This window comes from Bradyrhizobium sp. HKCCYLR20261 (genome assembly GCF_051168435.1).
Lineage (GTDB): Bacteria > Pseudomonadota > Alphaproteobacteria > Rhizobiales > Xanthobacteraceae > Bradyrhizobium.
Map to the genome: position 1 here is coordinate 213,280 of NZ_JBNPUZ010000003.1, position 17,530 is coordinate 230,809.

13 protein-coding genes are annotated in these 17,530 nt (G+C 64.3%); 6 read left to right on the top strand and 7 right to left on the bottom strand.

What is annotated here, in order from left to right; translation table 11 throughout:
• Positions 1-30 precede the first annotated feature (30 nt).
• From ACQR1L_RS08120 to ACQR1L_RS08135, 4 genes are read left to right on the top strand one after another with little or no spacing between them, the layout of a single operon-like run.
• The gene (locus tag ACQR1L_RS08120) at positions 31-1,383 is read left to right on the top strand and encodes a c-type cytochrome (RefSeq protein WP_434857435.1); all 1,353 of its coding nucleotides are present in this window, start codon (positions 31-33) and stop codon (positions 1,381-1,383) included.
• 11 nt (positions 1,384-1,394) lie between these two features.
• The gene (locus ACQR1L_RS08125) at positions 1,395-1,880 is read left to right on the top strand and encodes a (2Fe-2S)-binding protein (RefSeq protein WP_434857436.1); all 486 of its coding nucleotides are present in this window, start codon (positions 1,395-1,397) and stop codon (positions 1,878-1,880) included.
• A complete protein-coding gene (locus tag ACQR1L_RS08130) occupies positions 1,877-4,108 on the top strand; it encodes a molybdopterin cofactor-binding domain-containing protein (protein WP_434857800.1) in 2,232 nt (743 codons plus the stop codon). Before ACQR1L_RS08125 ends, ACQR1L_RS08130 begins: the two co-directional genes overlap by 4 nt.
• A gap of 22 nt (positions 4,109-4,130) precedes the next feature.
• Positions 4,131-4,871: a DUF1275 family protein gene (locus tag ACQR1L_RS08135; RefSeq protein WP_434857437.1), complete on the top strand. Its 741-nt coding sequence runs from the start codon at positions 4,131-4,133 to the stop codon at positions 4,869-4,871.
• A gap of 44 nt (positions 4,872-4,915) precedes the next feature.
• Here the strand turns inward: ACQR1L_RS08135 and ACQR1L_RS08140 are convergent, their stop codons facing one another.
• Entirely contained in the window at positions 4,916-10,030 is a 5,115-nt protein-coding gene (locus ACQR1L_RS08140) for a trifunctional serine/threonine-protein kinase/ATP-binding protein/sensor histidine kinase (RefSeq protein WP_434857438.1), read from the bottom strand.
• Positions 10,031-10,263: 233 nt separating this feature from the next.
• Here ACQR1L_RS08140 and ACQR1L_RS08145 point away from each other — a divergent pair, with 233 nt between their 5' ends.
• The gene (locus tag ACQR1L_RS08145; RefSeq protein WP_434857439.1) at positions 10,264-11,169 is read left to right on the top strand and encodes a helix-turn-helix domain-containing protein; all 906 of its coding nucleotides are present in this window, start codon (positions 10,264-10,266) and stop codon (positions 11,167-11,169) included.
• A gap of 28 nt (positions 11,170-11,197) precedes the next feature.
• Here ACQR1L_RS08145 and ACQR1L_RS08150 read toward each other — a convergent pair whose 3' ends face one another.
• Genes ACQR1L_RS08150 through ACQR1L_RS08160 form a run of 3 tightly spaced genes read right to left on the bottom strand, consistent with a single transcriptional unit; the run spans position 11,198 to position 14,393 of the window.
• Entirely contained in the window at positions 11,198-12,139 is a 942-nt protein-coding gene (locus tag ACQR1L_RS08150; RefSeq protein WP_434857440.1) for an efflux RND transporter periplasmic adaptor subunit, read from the bottom strand.
• Positions 12,136-12,342: a DUF1656 domain-containing protein gene (locus tag ACQR1L_RS08155; RefSeq protein WP_434857441.1), complete on the bottom strand. Its 207-nt coding sequence runs from the start codon at positions 12,340-12,342 to the stop codon at positions 12,136-12,138. Before ACQR1L_RS08155 ends, ACQR1L_RS08150 begins: the two co-directional genes overlap by 4 nt.
• Positions 12,343-12,353: 11 nt before the next feature.
• A complete protein-coding gene (locus ACQR1L_RS08160) occupies positions 12,354-14,393 on the bottom strand; it encodes an FUSC family protein (protein ID WP_434857442.1) in 2,040 nt (679 codons plus the stop codon).
• 269 nt (positions 14,394-14,662) lie between these two features.
• On the opposite strand from ACQR1L_RS08160, the gene ACQR1L_RS08165 reads away from it, so the two are divergent.
• Positions 14,663-14,890, top strand: coding sequence for a DUF3551 domain-containing protein (locus ACQR1L_RS08165; protein ID WP_434857443.1), 228 nt, complete (start codon positions 14,663-14,665; stop codon positions 14,888-14,890).
• 362 nt (positions 14,891-15,252) lie between these two features.
• Here the strand turns inward: ACQR1L_RS08165 and ACQR1L_RS08170 are convergent, their stop codons facing one another.
• The 3 genes from ACQR1L_RS08170 to ACQR1L_RS08180 all read right to left on the bottom strand — a co-directional run bounded on the left by ACQR1L_RS08170 (position 15,253) and on the right by ACQR1L_RS08180 (position 17,378).
• Entirely contained in the window at positions 15,253-15,921 is a 669-nt protein-coding gene (locus tag ACQR1L_RS08170; RefSeq protein WP_434857444.1) for a sensor histidine kinase, read from the bottom strand.
• Positions 15,922-16,054: 133 nt separating this feature from the next.
• The gene (locus ACQR1L_RS08175) at positions 16,055-16,912 is read right to left on the bottom strand and encodes a helix-turn-helix domain-containing protein (protein ID WP_434857445.1); all 858 of its coding nucleotides are present in this window, start codon (positions 16,910-16,912) and stop codon (positions 16,055-16,057) included.
• A gap of 94 nt (positions 16,913-17,006) precedes the next feature.
• Entirely contained in the window at positions 17,007-17,378 is a 372-nt protein-coding gene (locus ACQR1L_RS08180) for a hypothetical protein (protein WP_434857446.1), read from the bottom strand.
• Between the last annotated feature and the right edge of the window lie 152 nt (positions 17,379-17,530).

A 17,530-nucleotide genomic window follows, 5' to 3' on the forward strand; every position in this document is an offset into this window, starting at 1 on the left:
CCCGAGCTCGATCAAGGAAGGCGACGTCGCATGAGAAGGGCGCGTGTTGTCATCGCAGCAGCGGCGATCGGCATCGTCGGAGCTGGATCCGCTCTGTTCTATGCGTGGCAGCCGGCTCTTGCACCGATCACGCCGCCGGCTCCGGCCACGTTCGACCAGGCACTTGTCAGAAGGGGCGCCGAGCTCGCCCTGCTCGGCGATTGTCAGACCTGCCATACCGCGCCCGGCGGCCGCACTTTTGCCGGCAGCCTCGCGATGCCCACGCCGTTCGGAACGATCTACTCGACGAACATCACCCCCGATCCGGAGACAGGCATCGGGCGGTGGTCAGAGGCCGCGTTCGCGCGAGCTCTCCGTGAGGGCGTCGATCGCGAAGGACGGCACCTTTACCCGGCATTCCCCTACGATCATTTCACGTTGATCTCCGATGACGACGTTCGGGCGCTCTATGCCTTCTTCATGTCGCGCGAGCCCGTGACGTCGACGCCTCCGCCCAACGCCTTGCCGTTTCCAATCAATGTCCGCCTCGTCCTCGCGGGATGGAAGCTGCTGTTTCTCGATCGCGGCCGCTTCGAGCCCGACCCATCGCGTGACCAGCTTTGGAATCGCGGGAAGTATCTCGTTGAAGGGTTCGGCCATTGCGGCGGCTGCCACACGCCACGAAACGTGATGGGAGCCGAGAAGACGTCGCGTGCGTTTGCGGGCGGCGAAGCCGAGGGCTGGCGGGCCTACGCCCTCGGCGCAGCCTCTCAAGCGCCAACCCCGTGGAACGAAGCAGCGCTTACGCAATATCTGTCGCGTGGTTTTCATCCGCTTCACGGCGTCGCCCGCGGACCTATGGCCCCCGTGGTCGCGAACCTCGCTCAAGTCCCACAGCAGGACATCATTGCCATGGCCCGTTACATGGCCTCGCTGTCGAAGCCTGAAACCGCTGAAGCAAACGCCCAACCGGCTCAACCATTGCCTGAGCAGGGCCCAGGAATTGTCCCGCAATCCGCGGGCTCCCAGGCGCCCACGCCCGTGGCCGGCACGGCAGATGGAGCCGGCATCTACGCGACTGCGTGCGCGTCCTGTCACGCCAGCGACCGCCCCCTCCCCTTGGGTGCGATCCGGCTTTCACTGTCGACCGCGATCACGGACGACAGCCCGGACAATCTGATCAACATCATCCTGAGCGGAATTCCGGCCTCGAACGGCACGGCCGGTCCGATCATGCCGAGCTTCTCGAGCGCGATGAGCGCGGGGCAGATCTCCGACCTCGCGCGCTATCTCCGCAGCAGCTTCACCACCGCCGCGCCCTGGGCCGACGTCGACGACACCGTTCGAACGGCTATTGCCGAACAGCGGAAAGCCAGGGCCCAAAGACTCAACCCGGATCGATGAGGGGGATCGTCATGCTCACAATCACGCTGAATGGTACGCCGCGCGACATCAGATCCTCGCCGGATACGCCGCTGCTCTACGTGCTGCGCGATGAGCTCGGCCTGAATGCCGCCAAATATGGCTGTGGCCTCGGTCAATGCGGCGCCTGCACCGTGATCCTCGACGGCGATGCGATCTTCTCCTGCATCACGCCGGTGATGCTGGCGGCCGACCGCGAGGTCACGACGCTCGAAGGTCTCGGGACCGTCGAGCATCCCGGCCCGCTCCAGAAGGCCTTCATCGACGAGCAGGCGGCGCAGTGCGGTTATTGCATTCCCGGCATGATGATGCGGGCCAAGGCGCTTCTCGACAAGGTGCCCGTGGTGTCCGACGCGTTGATCCGCGAAGAGCTCCAACCCCATCTGTGCCGCTGCGGAACGCACATGCGGATCCTGCGAGCCATCCAGCGTGCCGCCAAGGCAGTTGCGACCTCGACGACGGCGGACGTCGCGCCATGAGCACGATCGTCACACGCCGCGATGTCTTGGCCGGCGCCGGCGCGCTGGTTCTGTCCTTCAGCATTGCCTCCCGACGGGCCTGGAGCCAAACGGCAACGTCCGCTGCTCCGCCAAAACCATCCTTGCCCGGCAGCCTGGCCGGCACACCGCGGCTCGATGCCTGGATCCGTATCGATGCAACCGGCGATATCACGATCCTGACCGGCAAGGCCGAACTCGGACAAGGGCTGAAGACGGCGCTGCTGCAGATCGCTGCGGAGGAGCTCAAGGTCGAGCCGAGCGCACTCAAGCTGATCACAGCCGATACCGGCCTGACCGCCGACGAGGGTTATACGGCAGCGAGCCATTCCGTTCAGGATTCGGGCACAGCCATCCGCAACGCGGCGGCGCAAGTTCGCGAGATACTCATCGGCGAAGCGGCCCGGCGCCTCGATGTCGATCGGGCCATGCTCCACGCCGAGAATGGCGCGGTGGTCGGCAGCAACGGAGCTCGCCTGTCATATGGCAACCTCGTCAGCGATCATCTCCTCGAAGTCAGCGCCGCGCCAAGCTCGAAGCTCACCGCAACCGCCGACTTCAAGGTCATGGGACGTCCGGTGCATCGCGTCGATATCCCCGCCAAGGTCACGGGCGGAGCGGCCTATGTCCAGGACATGCGCTTGCCTGGCATGTTGCACGGGCGAGTGATCAGGCCACCGAGTCCGGGTGCCGTTCTCGAACGCGTCGACAGCTCAGCGCTCCAGCACATGACCGGAATTGTGAAGGTGGTCCGCGACGGCAATTTTCTCGCCGTCGTGGCCGAGCAGGAATGGACGGCGGTCCAGGCCATGCGCGTGCTGGCCACTCACGCGACGTGGCGGGAAACAGCAACTTTGCCGGATCAAGAAAGGCTTGCCACCACGTTGATGGCTCTGCCGTCGGAAGACACCGTCATCCTCGACCAGGGGCAACATGGCGAAGCCGGGCACGCGATCGAAGCGACATTTACCCGCCCCTATCTCGCGCATGGATCGATCGGTCCGTCCTGTGCCGTCGCCCAGACGCAAGATGACAAGTTAACGATCTGGACGCATACGCAGGGCGTGTTTCCGCTTCGCAAGGCGATTGCCGAACTGCTGCGGCTGTCGCCGGATAAAGTGCGCTGCATCCATGCCGAAGGCGCCGGTTGCTACGGCCACAACGGCGCGGACGATGTGGCGGCTGACGCCGCCCTGCTCGCCGTCGCGCTGCCGGGCCGCGCCATTCGCGTCCAGTGGATGCGGGAGCAGGAGCATTCCTGGGAGCCATTCGGTCCGGGCATGGTGACGAAGCTGCGCGCTGCCGTCGGCCAGGATGGGATGATCAGCGACTGGCACCACGAGGTCTGGAGCCAATCGCACATGATGCGGCCGGGTCCTGCCGGAACGTTGCTGGCGGCCCGCGACATCGCGAACCCGTTTCCGCCGGCGCCTCCGGTCGCGCTCGCGCAACCGGAAGGCGGCGGCGATCGAAACGCGATCCCGCTGTACAAGCTCCCCAATGCAAGGGTCGTGAGCCATTTCCTCCCGGAGATGCCGCTTCGTGGTTCGTCGATGCGCTCGCTGGGTGGCTATCTCAACGTGGTCGCGATCGAAAGCACGATGGACGATCTCGCGCGCGCCGCCGGCCACGATCCCGTCGCCTTCCGGCTCTTGCATCTCGACAACGCGCGCGGCCGTGCCGTCATCGAAAGAGCCGCCGACGAGTTCGGCTGGTCGACGCGGCCTGCGCTGAAACGAGGCGGCGGCTACGGCTTCGGCTTCGCTCAATACAAGAACCTCGAAGCCTATTGCGCCATTGCGTTGGAGATCGCCGTCGACGACCAGACGGGCGTCATCAGCATCGCGCGCGTGATCGCAGCGGTCGACACCGGCGAGGTCGTCAATCCCAACGGCGTACGCAACCAGATCGAGGGCGGGATCATCCAATCCGCGAGCTGGACGCTGTTCGAGCAGGTCAGCTTCGACCGGACGCGGGTCACGTCGATCGATTGGTCGGCCTACCCCGTGATGCGTTTCGCCAGCGTCCCCGGCACGATCGACGTCCACATCATCGATCAGCCTGGCGCGCCCTTTCTCGGCATTGCCGAAGCTGCGCAAGGCCCGACCGGTGCCGCCCTCGCCAATGCGGTCCGCGACGCCATCGGACGGAGACTCTACCACCTGCCGCTGACCGCCGCGCGCATCAGAGAGGCCATGAACGCATCATGAGAGACGTTGCGGGAGATCTTTCGTGATCGCCAAGCCCACAGCTTCCGCACCTGGCGATTCCGACATTGCAGCGCGACGATGCCTCGAAGACTTGCTGCCGCCGGCCTTGAGCGTCATCGCCGGCATGGTCGATCTCACCGGCTTCTTCATGCTCGGCCACGTCTTCACCGCACATATCACCGGCAATTTGGTGGTCGCGAGCGCGGCGGCCGTCGACGGCGGTCCCGTCTATTGGGCGCAGCTCGCGGCGCTTCCCATGTTCGCGAGCGCCCTGGCACTCCTCTGGCTCATCGCCCGGCTTTCAAAGCGCCGCGGCGTCTCGCTCGTGAGATTGCTGCTCGGCCTGCAGACCGGCCTGCTCGCCGCAGTGTTGCTGCTCTGCGTAACGGGTCGGCTTTCGGCAGCACCGCAGAGCCCGGTTGCGGGGATCGCCGTACTGCTCGCGGTCGCCGCCATGGCTTCGCAATATGCGCTGCTCCGGCTGGCGCTGCCTCAGGCGGTGTCGACCGCGGTCATGACCGGAAATCTCGCCAACGTCGTCCTGGGCCTGATGGACGCGCTCACGAACGGACATCCCCTGACGCGCGCGGACGATGGCCGGCTGAGGCGGGCTCTGCATCTGCTGGGCGGCTTTCTGACCGGCTGTCTGGTGGCCGCGCTGGCGATGCCGCTGATGCGGGAGTGGGCATGGGTCCTGCCCGTCGCACTGGCTGCCGTGCTGACCATTCATCCCCTGCTCTGGGCCGACGCCGTCGGTCGATGATCGGCCGCGCGCGAGATCGATGCTGTTCAGGACTCGCGGCGGCGTCACGATACGCGATCATCTTCGCGTCCCGTTCGGGACGCGACGGGCTCCTCCGCAACGGGGATGCTGATGTCGAACGTGCTTCCCTGTCCGAGCGTGGATCGAACGCCGATCGTTCCCCGATGCAGTTCCACGATCGAACGGCAGATCGCCAATCCGACGCCCATTCCGGTCGTCTTGGTCGTGAAGAACGGATCGAAGATCTTGCTCCTGATCTCGTCCGACATGCCGCAGCCATTGTCCTCGATCGAGAGTCGCACCGTGCCATCATCGGCGGCGACGGTCCTGATCACCACGCGGCGGACGGCCTGCTCGGTCTCCGCCATCGCGTGGATCGCATTCGTCACCAGGTTGAAGATGACCTGCTGAAGCTGAACGCGGTCGGCGGAAATGGTGCGCCGCTGCTCGGCGAGCTCGACCATGATTTTCACGTGACCGGCGTCGAGATCATCTGCGATCAGCCGCACGACTTCCTCCACGACTTCCTCCAGGGAGATCGGCGAGAACGTGGCCGGCGCCTGCTTGCCCAGCGATCGCAGCGATTTCACGATGTCGGCGGTACGGCGGCCGGAATTCCTGATCCTGATCAGCCCTTGGGTCACCTCCGCGATATCAGGCGTGTCCCTGTTCAGCCACCGCAGCGCCGCCTCGGTCTGCGTGATGATGCTGGCGATCGGCTGATTGATCTCGTGAACGATCGAAGCGGCGAAGCTGCCGAGCGCCGTCATCTGCGAGGTCCGCCCCAGCTCCGCGCGGGCCTCGCGCAATTCAAACTCCGCCTCGGCCCGCCGTCTGTTTTCGTCGATCAGGTTGCGATACAGCCTTGCCGCATCGAGCGAGATCGCAGCCTGCGCCGCAAGCACCTCCAGCATGGCGGTCCGGCTCGGCGTGAAGACGTTGGCGGAGAGAGAGTTCTCCAGATACAGCACGCCGACGAGATCACCCCGCTTGATGAAGGGAATGCAGGCCAGCGAGCGGGCGCCGCGATGGCGCGGCCCGGGAGCGTCGAGCTCGGGAGCATCCGTGGACACGTCCGCAAAGGTGACCGCCTTTTTCGTCCTCATGACGGATGTCAGCAGCGAGATCGGAAGATCATCGTCGGACGGAACGGCGCTGTAGAGATCGACCCGGATGCCCTGGTTCTCCACCCACGCCGAGGCCTCGATGCCCGGCACGCCGTCCTGAACCAGCAGAAACAGCCCGAACTGCGCGCCTGCATGGATGATCATGCTGCGCATCAAGGTGCGAAGCACCTGCTCGAGTCCGACCTCCTCGGCCAGGGTCTGCGCCGCCGCCGTCAGAGCCGCGAGATCGAGCTCCCGCTGGCTGACGGCGTCCTCCGACAGGCTGGTTCTCTCCGACCTCTGCGGAAAGCGAACCGCGAGATGGGTGGCCTTGCCGGTCGCCCCCCATTGTCGGTAGCAAGCCTCCGCAGCGATCAGGCACCCCTGGGCCGGAGCAGACAGACCCGCCTCCAGATAATATTGCCCCGCCAGTTCATGAGCCAGCGCCTGGTCATGGATGAAGCCGGTCTTCTCGGCGGCACGGGCCGCCTGCTCGTACAATTTCTGCGCGGCCGCGCCGCCGCCGCTCAGCCGCGCAGCCTCGGCTTCGAGCAGAAGCGACTTGCTCTCGAACGTATCCGGATTCAATCGCGCCCAGGCAGCAAAGCGCGCGCGCGCCGCATCGAGGCGCGCCACCTTGTCGTCGGCCGGCCGGCCGCCCGCGATCGATCGGCACGACGCCAGCGCGAAGAAGAAGCAGCACTGCGCCGTATCGATGTGAGCCGGCGCGGACCAGGATAGATCCATCGCCATTTCGAGATGGCGCAGCGCAGCGCCATCTCGATTGAACAGGAATGCCGTGACGCCGGCGTAATGATGCACCCAGAATTGGGTAATGACCGACGCGGCGGAGGCGTCGTCAGGACCTCGCTGACGGTCATTTTCGCCCGTCAGCAGCGCAGTGGCGAGGCGCATCTGGGCGTCCAGGATGAGCTCGATATCCCTGTATCCTATCTCGCTCGTGTATCTCAGTCCCTCCGTGATCTCGGCCCGAACGGCCGGGAGCGGTTCGCCGACCACGAGGAGATTGGAAGCGACATGATTGCGCGCGTAGCACGCCATCCCCAGATCGCCCGCAGCCTGCCCCACACGGACGCCGTCGCGGGCCCGATCGAGCGCAAAGCGCATCGGCTTGGTCCAGACGCTGACCTGGTCGAGCGCAAGGAGCGCGGCAGTTCGCTGCGCTTCGTAGCCTTCCCGTTCGACCATCCGGCAGGCCGTTTCAGCCCAGAGCAATCCCTGCTCGTAAGCCGCGAAGTGATGCGCACCGTAGACGCCGAACCATGCGAGGCCATAGGCCGATTCCGGCGTAACGCCATGGTTCAAGGTGACTTCCACGATCTTGAGAACGTGAAGAAAGCGCAGGTCACCCGGCACGAAGGACGAGGAGATCAGCGTCGACAGCAGGGGAAGTGCGGTGCGCGCAACCTCGTCGGAGGCGTCGGGGAGAGCCAGAAATCCGTCGGGGGTGAGTTCTTGCAGCCGCACGCAGCAGGCTTGATAGAGCCGCTCCAGATCATCCAGAGCAGGCAGACGCTCGATGGCAATACCGATCGCCGAGAGGCCGAGCAATGCGGCCTCGATCGCCTGATTATATTGCGACCTGATGATCAGCGCTAACGCCCGCAGACGATAGGTGTCGGCGATTTCCACGGGCGCGACGGCGACATCCAGCAAGACGTCGAGTCCCTGCAGGGCTTCCTCAACGCGGGCGAGCGCAAGCAGGCAGTCGCAGCGCAGCCACTCCGTGGCGAATGCCGGAAACTCGGGATCCGCCGCGCCGCCATCCGATCGCAGGTCGGCAGCGACGTCGAGAAATCGCAAGGCCTGGTCCACTGCTCCCGTGGAGCGCGAGTGACGGGCCGCGGCCAGCAGCACGCGGGCGAACGCAAGACGCTCGCCATATTCCAACCGGCTTCGATCGGCGCGTTCGATCTGCGATGCGATGTCGAGCGTCAGGTCGGAGCCGAAGTCACGATGAGCGAGGAAATGGCGAGCAATGCGCAAGTGCTCGATCGGCCGACTCTCGTCGTCGATGAGCGAGTAAGCGGCCTCACGAACGCGGTCATGCGAGAAGGTGAGGTGGTCCCCGCCGCGAGCGAGCAGATTGGCCTGCATGAGCTTCTCTGCCAGCTGAAGGGTCTCGTCATGGGACGTCGCCATCAGGGCGGAGAGAACACCGACCGACGCATGCCTGCCCAGAAAGGCGAGCGTCCGAAGCAAATGGCGCTCACGCTCCGGCAAGGCCGAGAGACGACGCGCCATGAATTCCACGACGGTACAGCCTTGAAGAAGACGGGCCTGATCCCACCCCCATTCCTGCCGTCTCGGGTCGAATGCGATGACCTGCTCGTCGGTGAATTTATGCAAGAGCTGGCTGATGTAGAACGGGCTGCCCTTGGTCTCGCGATGGATGATCGCCGACAGCTCTCCGATCCGATCAACAGCCTGGCCCAAGGCAAAAGCGACCAGTTCGGCAGTCTCGACCGGCGCCAGAGAGGACAAACGGATGTCGGTGCAGGAAATGCCCGAAGCCATGGCTTCATCGGACAAATCTCGCCACAGACGGTCGACACCATCGTCGCTGCGGCAACTGCAGATCAGCAAGATGGGCGCGGAATTCGCACCGAGCATCGCCTTTGCGAGGTCCAGACTGGCGCCATCGAACCACTGCAAATCGTCGAAGAACAGGATGAGCGGCACCTGTGCCGAAGCAATGGCAGCGAACGTTTCGCGCAGGATCCGCGTCGTTCGAACCTGCGCGAGATGAGCTGGCACCTCGGGGAGTGGCTGGCTTCCGCCCTGCACGAGCTCGACATCGGGAATGAGATCGGCCAACAACCGGCTGCAGCCAGGCACCTCGGCGAGGCGACTGTGCACGGCGTTTCGAACGTGCTGATCATGCGAATGGAGACCTTCCAAAGCCGAACGCAACGCCTGGACGATGGGCGCGTACGGGATCGCCTTGCGCAGCGGGTCTCCTTTTCCCATAGCGCTGATGGCGTCATTCCGGTCCAAGCTCTTCAGCAGATGGCTGACGAGAGACGATTTCCCCGTTCCCGGAGCCCCCGACAACAACACCATCTCGGTTCTGCCGGATTGCCGGACGTTGCGGAACGACTGCGCGAGGCGCTCGACTTCCGCGCGGCGGCCGACGAGAGACTCAGCGAGCCGTTCCCTGACTGCGAACGTCGCTTCAGGGCTGCGGTAGACGCCGTCGCGCCCTGCCCTCGTCTTCGACGCGATGATGCCCGCGACATCGGCCCGAAGCTCTTCGGCGGATTGATATCGCCGGCTCGGCTCCTTTGCCAACAGCTTGAGCAGAACCTGATCGATGACGGGCGGAATCCCCGCCCGAACCAGGCTCGGCGCCGGCACGGTAATGGCGACATGGGCATGGAGCCACTCGGCGATACTCCCGGCAAGCAAGGGAGGGCGACCAACCAGGAATTCGTAGAGGATTGCGCCAAGGGCGTACAGATCGCTGCGCTGGTCCATGACGGGCCGTTCGCGTCTGGTCTGCTCAGGTGCCGCGTATCGGAAATTGGCGCTGGCGAACTCGGGGACGTCGGATGCAAGCTCCTGTCCCGACACATGCGCCCGTCCGAAATCCGCGAAACACACCCCGCCCTGCTCATCAATGAGTACTTTGGCCGGCTCGAGAGCGCCGTGAACAATGTCGGACGCGTGAACCCGCATCAGCGAGATTGCCGCACGTTCGGCAATCCCAAGAAATCGATCGAACGAGACCTCTCCGGGAGGAGTGTCCGCCAGCGTGTGATACACATCGGCCGGATAAACCAGGACGATCTTGTCTCGATGGCCGACATAGGCAGGTCGCTCGGCCGCGTCGCCACCAATCCGGGCTGCAATGGCCGCCTCGCGCTCCAAACGCGTGCCTGCCGACGTCCCGGCCGCCGCACTCCGGACGCGCCACCTTTCCCCCGCTTTATCCGCGGCGAAATAGGTCTCGATTCCCTCGGCCTGACCGGCAAACGTCAGGGCAAGGTCGGACCACCAACGGCCATCGATAGCCTCGTAGAGACTGGCCAAGCCGGATACGTCCTCGGCGGGCGTTTTGGCCTGACATGTCGTCTTGCACGTTGCCAAGCTTGGATCTCACCGCTGACGTTGACCTGATGTTCAGGCCTATATCAGCCACCTGGCCGGGTCTTTGCATGAACCAGCGAAGTTTTTGCCAGAATTGATATCCTTGATCCGGCGACCGGCCCGGCCCACATTGCAGGGCATTGCGAACGCGGATCGACGATGTGGAGCTAGACCAGATGCCGGGGCTTGAGGCGTTCGGAGACCGGAAATTCCCTGCTGCAGACCTTCTGCTGTCGTCCGAAGGGCGCGGTTGGCAAGGGGTTGGCCTCCAGGTTCGCAGTCATCCTGCGTGCGACATACCGGCCCCGATCCCTGATGAGATGGAAATCACCCTGGCGATTGCAGGCTCTGCGTCGGGACGGGTGGAGCGTTGCGCCGGCGGCAGCTTTCAGAAGACGGCCGCGAGATCCGGGACATTGTGGTTCTGCCCCATCGGCGTCACCGAGGATTCGATCAGGATCACTGAGCATCTTCCGGAGGTGCTGCACATTTTTCTGGCAAAGTCCCAGTTCGAGAGTTTGTCAGAACTGAGCTCGAGATCGCTAACGCCGGCGAGTGTCGCCTATCTTGCCGATGTCAACGACGAACTGGTGCGGCAGATCTGCCTGCGGATCTATCGCGAGGCTCAAGAGGAAAGCAGTGGTGGAAAGCTGCTCGTCGAATGTCTCACACAATCTCTGGTCGCCCATCTCATCACGAGCTATTCCAGCGACGGCCCTCGATTGGACCTGGATCACGGCAGCGGACACGGCAAGCTCGACGACGTCAGACTGACGCGGGTCCTGGAGTACATTCAGGCCAACATCGACCAAGATATCTCGCTCTCCAAGCTGTCGGACGTGGCCTGCCTGAGCAAGCACCATTTTGCCCGGGCGTTCCGAGAAGCAACCGGAACACCGCCGTACCGCTTCATCAGTGAACGCAGACTCGATCAGGCACTCGATCTGCTGAAGCGCAGCGACCTGCCTCTGGCGACGATCGCGCATGTCTGCCGCTTCTCGTCGCAGGCAACTTTTTCACGAGCCTTTCGTCGTCACGTCGGCGTCGCGCCGGGGGAGTTTCGTCATCGCGCCCGAATCTGAGCGTCAGCTCTAAGCTGACGATGTCATTCTATTTCGACGCAGACGGGACAACTAGATCTGCTCCTGCGGGAGCGCTGCTCGGATCGATCGAAACCGTCGCGGTCAGGCCAGCGGCCAGCACAACCGATGGAGGGACATTGTCGAGCGCGATCCGAACCGGGACCCGCTGAGCCAGACGCACCCAGGTAAACACAGGATTGACCGTCGCGAGGCCGGATGGATCGGACTCGGCGTTGGGGACGGCGATCCCCCGCTCGATGCCGACGACGGATCCCGCCAGCGGTTCGGGATAGGCCATCAGGGCGACGCGCGCTTTATCGCCAACCCGAACTCTGCGCAGCAGCGTCTCCTCGAGATAGGCATCAACCCAGAAGCTGTCCTTGTCGACGACCGACAGCGCGCGCTGGTCGCTCGTCGCGTAATCACCCGGCTGAATAACCAGGTTGGTGACGTATCCATCGACAGGCGAGACGATCACGGTGCGACTGAGCGCCAGGCGCGCCTTGTCCCGGTTGCTGAGGGCCTGACGGTAGGTCGCAGCCGCCATGTCGGCCGCCGCCGTATAGATCTGCTGCTCCTCCTTTGAGACAGCCAGCGAGGTCAGGCGGGCGCGCCGCTCGGCCTCGGCCTGCTTGTTGTCGAGATCGGCCTTCGCGCTGGCAACGGTTGCTTCCGCGCTCGCCAGCGCAATTTCAAAGTCGGCCGGATCGATCTTCATCAAGACATCACCCTTGCGCACGGACTGCGCCGCCTTGACGTCGAGCTCCGCGATCCGGCCCGAGACCTGCGGGGTCACCGCGATGACGTATGCCCGGACCGTGCCGTCGCGCGTCCATGGCGCCGCCATGTAGGCCTGCCACATCATCCACGCCGCATAGGCGGCAACAGCAACCGTGCCGAGCGTGACCAGAACCGACAGGAGCTGCTTCGGCAGCGTCCGACGCTTCTGCTGAGCATCAACGGCGGTCATTGCAACGCTCCTGAGACGACCACGATGGCGGAGAGGACGATCACGTAGATGGATAGGTTGAAGAGGCCGGGATGCCAGACCAGCCGATTCATTCGCAGCCGCGCTCCGAGAAAGCTGAGCGGCAGGGTCGCCACCCAGGCGAGCAGCAGCATCCCAACAAACGGCGCGAAGTAGACGCCGAACAGATTGATCTCCCGATACATCTCGTCTGACCTCACTTGAACGCCGTGCCGGGGAGCTGCCAGAAGCGGAGCGGCTCCGCCAGCAATCCTGCATGATTGTCGATCGCATCGATGATGACAGCGGCGTCCGATTGGCACGCGATCCGCGCTTCGTCAGTCGCAGCGTCGACGGCCCGGTTCTCGCGACACCATGACACGAGCATGGATCGCGCCGCGAATGGACGGCCCTCGGCGAACGCCTTCAGCGCGGTCCGAACCGCTCGCTGTGTGCGGACGTCCGGAGCCGTCTGCTCCAGCCGCAAGGCTGCCCGGCCCACCGCATAGAGCGCGAGCAGGTCAGCGGCATCCTCCACCGCGGCTTGCAGTGGAAGCACCTCGATGCGTCGCGCCATGATCGCGGTCCAGCGGCGTCGATCCGGCGTCCACGCGCCGGCCATCAGACGACGAAGGTCTCGCGCCGACAGAGCGATGAGCCGCCGCGCGCGAACCACTGGTGGTATGACAGGGATCGCGACAAAGAACAGCGCGCCCACCGCACTCCCCGCCATGATCGCCAGCGCGAGATTGAAGTATGCGGCCGCGTCGTAGACGATCGGATTGCCGACGCCGAGCAGCGGCAGCGACGAGATCGTCATCGCGAGGAAGACAACGCTATGCCACTGTCCCGCCTGCATCGCGCCCAGCCAGACGAACAGCACCGACAACACACTGATCAGCGCGGCGAAACTGGAGAAAGCGGGCAACACTCCGAAATAGAGCACGCCACCCACGACGGCCATCAGCGTGACCCCGATCGTATAGTCCCGTGCGAGATCGCGCGCCAGGTCTCCGAACGACGCAAAGATCAACGTGGCGATCACGGCGAAAACGATCGCGAACGGACCCGAGGGCCACGCCGTGACCACCCAGAACCAGGCGGTGCACATCACGGCCGCCGCGGTCCGGGCGCCGTTGACGAGAGCCGGAAGCGGATCGGCGATCACCGGAAAAGCCGGCCAGCCTGCGCGCCCCGTTCCGATCAGCGAGCCTCTTGCCAGCATGCCATCGGCTGACGCCTCGAGGCTCCGCAGGATGGCTGCCGCTGCGTCCGACAGCGATGCACTCACGGCATCGCGGCTGCGCAACCCGTCGATCTCAGCAAGCGCGGCCTGGCAGTCCCTTCGCAATCCAGCCGGATCGCTTTCAAGCTGCGCGGCGTCAATTGTCCCGAGCAGCTCCAGGAGCTCTCCCCGGCCGACCATCGATGTAGTTTCGTCGTGACCGTGGGCGGCGTTGCGCCAGCTCGTCAGCGCATCCAGCAGCTTCATCGGAATCCTGCGCAGCCGGCCGCGATCGCCAACGAGCGACTGCTCCCCCAGCGCCGCGTCGATCGCAAGGTTCAAGGGACCCAGCTCCCGCGCGATCTCGATGCGTCCGGCACGCCCTCTCCCTGTCACCGACCCGGACGCAACGTCCGCGAAGAAGCCGCGAAACAGCTTCACCGAGATTCGAGAGACGGTCTGAGAGAGGACCCGTCCCGCAGTCCCACGATCAGTCAGCAGGGCCACAACACACGCGGCGCCCACGCCGATACAGATCTCTCCGACGCGGACGATGGCCAGGAATGCGGCGGAGGATGGATCGGTCACGGTGTCGGCGAAGATGACCGCGCCGGTGATGCCCGCCAAGGCGGCGGCGTAGGCAGCCAGATTGCGCAGCAGGGTTGCCGCCGCGGCGCATGCGCCGCAGAATACGGCCAGCAGCAACAGCATCGGCTCTCGCTGCTGAGGACAGATCGCAAGCAGCGCCACGATGACCACGGCGCCGATGCCGGAGCCGATCGCTCGAAATCGTCCCTTCTGGATGGAGGCACCAAGATTCGGCTGGCAGACGATGGCAGCCGTCGTTGCAGCCCAGAACGCATTCTGCAGCTCGAGATAATAGGTGATGAACAGAGCCAGGCAGACCGACGCAGCCAGGCGCAGACCGAACAGAATCCGTGGCCCGAGCGGTTGAAACCACGCCAGCGTTGCGTGCCGCAAGCCCCGCCAATTCAGTCGACCACCGCGACCGTCTTCGTACGATGCAGTCATATCGGGCGACCCCCCTGACGCTGAACGCAATCCACATGGCTTCAGGGACGAACGACCTCCATCATACCAAGGTTTACCGACATCGCTTCACGAGCACGATGAACGGAGCTCCCTTGCGGCCATGGCTGAGGAGAGGCTGGACAAACCTTCGTTTGCCTGCCCGGCCGTTCGAATTCGAAGACTGTCATGACATTTGAAAACGATAAGGGAGACCGCCACGCAAGTGATACGGCACGGCAAATGGTTGCCGGTTGCACGAGGATCGAACGATGAAGAAGCTCTTGGTGTTGTCGATTGTGGGCGTCGGAATGTTGACGGCGACTGCGGCCTCCGCTGCGTCCAACAAATGGTGCGTCGACTACGGTTCGGCGAACAGCCTCGAGTGCGAGTACCAGACGCTGGCGCAGTGCCGGGCGAGCGCGTCGGGCGCCGGTGGAGAATGCACCGCCAATCCGGATCTGCTGTTCACCAAGGCCCATCCGGCGACGGCGCACTGAGCCACTCGAGACGCATCCGGGACGCGCCGAGCTCATCGGCGCTCCCGCTTTCCTTGTATGCCCGAGCCCAATCCGGGCGATTGTCAAATCAGCCGAGCTGATCTCAGCAATGGCTCATTTGCCGCGGCGCCGAAGCCGTCTCGATTATTCCGGCGAGCCGCCAGACATGCGCAATGCCTGATCCTGGTTCAGCAACGTCGCTCGACTGCTTCCCGGCCTGCACTTTTGTTTTCCGAAGCAAACCTCGGCCTCAGCGCAGCGCCCGGGCCCGCACATCGACGCCGGTTCGCATATCTCCAAACACCTGCCTCTCGGACTGATCCGCCGCGCCGCGTCGTAGGGTCTCACCACCGCGGCGAAGGTCAGATGGGAGGATGAGCCGGAAACTGGACAACGAGCCGTGTTCCAGGCCGATTGTCCTCATAACAGATGCTGGCACCGATCCGCTCCGCCGCTAGGTCGATCACCCGGCCGCCAAAGCCGGAGGTCAACGCGCGAGCGCCGGCCGGCATGCCACGCCCAGTATCGCTGATCGACAAGCGGCCGTGATCGGCCGTCGCGCGGGTGACCTGAATCACGATATCGCCCCGTCGGCCGTCACTGTAGGCGTACTTGCAGGCATTCACGACAGCCTCGGCAACGATGAGGCCAAGGCTCGTCGCCGTTTCCGGTCTGACTGTCACGGGACGCAGATCGGCGACCAGCTTCCCCGAATTCAGAGACGGCAGACAGAGAGGCCCGAGCTCCTCGGTTAAGGACGTCAGGTAGCTGGCGAGGTCGAGGCAGTCGACTTCGGGGGCGGAATAGAGCCTGCGATGCACGCCTGCGATGGCCTGGATTCTCACGCCCGCCATCTTCAAGCTCTGCCGCGCCCGGTCATCATGGATCTGCGTGCTCTCCAGCGAGATCATGGACGCCACCAGCTGAAGACTGTTGGCGATGCGGTGATGACTTTCGGCGTTCGCTTCGGAAGCGAACAGAGGCATCGGGAGCTTCGACATGCAATTGTCGACCGGACGCTCGTAGATCATTTGCCTATCTCCACATGGGTGGCACGACTATGCCAATCCGATCCGGCGACCGACACTGTACTCTGGTGTTAAATCAGCCCCCTTCACTCGCACGCTGGCCGACGCCGCTTGCAGCTTGCCGGCAGAGACAGGCTCAGCTCCCCAAGCTGTTCTCAACAGGCGCAGCGACCCGCTCATCCCCCAAGCCATGCAGCGTCACGGCGTCCCGCCATTTTGCCGGTGTCGCGCCCGTGACCTTCTTGAACACGGTGGTGAAGTGCGCCTGCGTCTGGAAGCCGACTTGGATCGCGACCTGGACGATCGGCAGCTCTGTCTCCTTGAGAAGGTCCTTTGCCGCAGCAATGCGCCGCTGCAAGAGATATTGATGCGGTCGCATGCCGGTCGACTTGAGGAACAGCGCAGCGAAATGCATCCTGCTCAATCGCGCCGCAGCCGCCATGTCGGCCAATGTCACTTTCTCTCCGAGATGCGCGGTAATGTAGTCGCAGACCCGCCTGAGGCGCCATTTCGGAAGCCCGGCGCTCCCCGGCGGCCGCAGCTGCTGGATCGGCTCGACTTGCCCGTCGATGCTGAGGAGACGGACCATGGCGACGAGCCGAAGCGCGTCGGCATAGAGCGCAGAGAACTCCGAGGGGTCGCGCTCCGCGGCCGCGAGCGCCTCCGAGAGTCTGGTCACGACCGGATCTTGATCGGCGGAGACGCGGTGGCCGTCCTGGGAGGATCGATGCGCGACATCCGGAAAGCTCAAGAGAGTCTCTTGGCCGCCGTTCGCAGCACGGTGTCGCCATCCCTGCGGAGCCGCCGTGCCTGCGGCATCTACGCCGGTGACGATACTGATCGATGCGGCGATGCTCTTGAAATCGAACTTCTGAGACGGCGCGGATGCCCGCTCATGGTCCGGCTGATCAGGGGCTTCGGCTCGATGCTGGACGCAACCCGCCCTGCCGGGACCTGATTCGTCGGCGACCTGCCAAGACGGATACGACAACACTGACCTCCACATTGACGGTCACACGTCGCACGTGCGTATCCGTCCTATATGGAGAACAAGGCCGAGCCGACATCATACGCAGGTATGCGAAGGCTTACCGGCTCGAGCCCGCGGTCGGCATGTCGACATTGTGCCGCAGGGCTGCACTCACGCTCGCGATCTCGCGATTGCATCGATTGATGTCGCCGGCACGATCGGCATCGCGCGCGCGATTTAGCGCGCCGAGCGCCTGCACCAGTCCAGGATCGTCTTCTGCAACGGCCAGAGACCGTGGCGTCGGCTGATGGCCGCGCAGGGCCGACAGGCTCTCCGGTCGCCACGGCTGCGTCAGCGAGCGCGCCTCGATGGCCGCGTCGATGTTCGACTGCAGCATCGCAATCGAGCCGGCACATTGGCTGGCCGGCGCCGGACCAGATTCGGCGATGGACACGATCAGAATTGCAGCGATGGTCACTGTCCGGGTCACAGCGAGACTCCTTGTTTGGCTAAAGACGGGGCCGCGGCCGCTGGCCGGGTGCCTCCCTTGAGTGGGTGTTGGCACGGCCGTTCGCGCGTGTCGTGATCAAGACGATCAGTCAGTTCGACGAGAACCGACCGATCGTCTTCGGCGAACGTATT

Coding starts and splice junctions, on each gene's coding strand:
- ACQR1L_RS08155 (WP_434857441.1), bottom strand. CDS start 12,342: ATGTATCGGGAGATCAATCTGTTCGGCGTCTACTTCGCGCCGTTTGTT.
- ACQR1L_RS08120 (WP_434857435.1), top strand. CDS start 31: ATGAGAAGGGCGCGTGTTGTCATCGCAGCAGCGGCGATCGGCATCGTC.
- ACQR1L_RS08130 (WP_434857800.1), top strand. CDS start 1,877: ATGAGCACGATCGTCACACGCCGCGATGTCTTGGCCGGCGCCGGCGCG.
- ACQR1L_RS08170 (WP_434857444.1), bottom strand. CDS start 15,921: ATGATCTACGAGCGTCCGGTCGACAATTGCATGTCGAAGCTCCCGATG.
- ACQR1L_RS08165 (WP_434857443.1), top strand. CDS start 14,663: ATGAAGAAGCTCTTGGTGTTGTCGATTGTGGGCGTCGGAATGTTGACG.
- ACQR1L_RS08150 (WP_434857440.1), bottom strand. CDS start 12,139: ATGACCGCCGTTGATGCTCAGCAGAAGCGTCGGACGCTGCCGAAGCAG.
- ACQR1L_RS08160 (WP_434857442.1), bottom strand. CDS start 14,393: ATGACTGCATCGTACGAAGACGGTCGCGGTGGTCGACTGAATTGGCGG.
- ACQR1L_RS08145 (WP_434857439.1), top strand. CDS start 10,264: ATGCCGGGGCTTGAGGCGTTCGGAGACCGGAAATTCCCTGCTGCAGAC.
- ACQR1L_RS08125 (WP_434857436.1), top strand. CDS start 1,395: ATGCTCACAATCACGCTGAATGGTACGCCGCGCGACATCAGATCCTCG.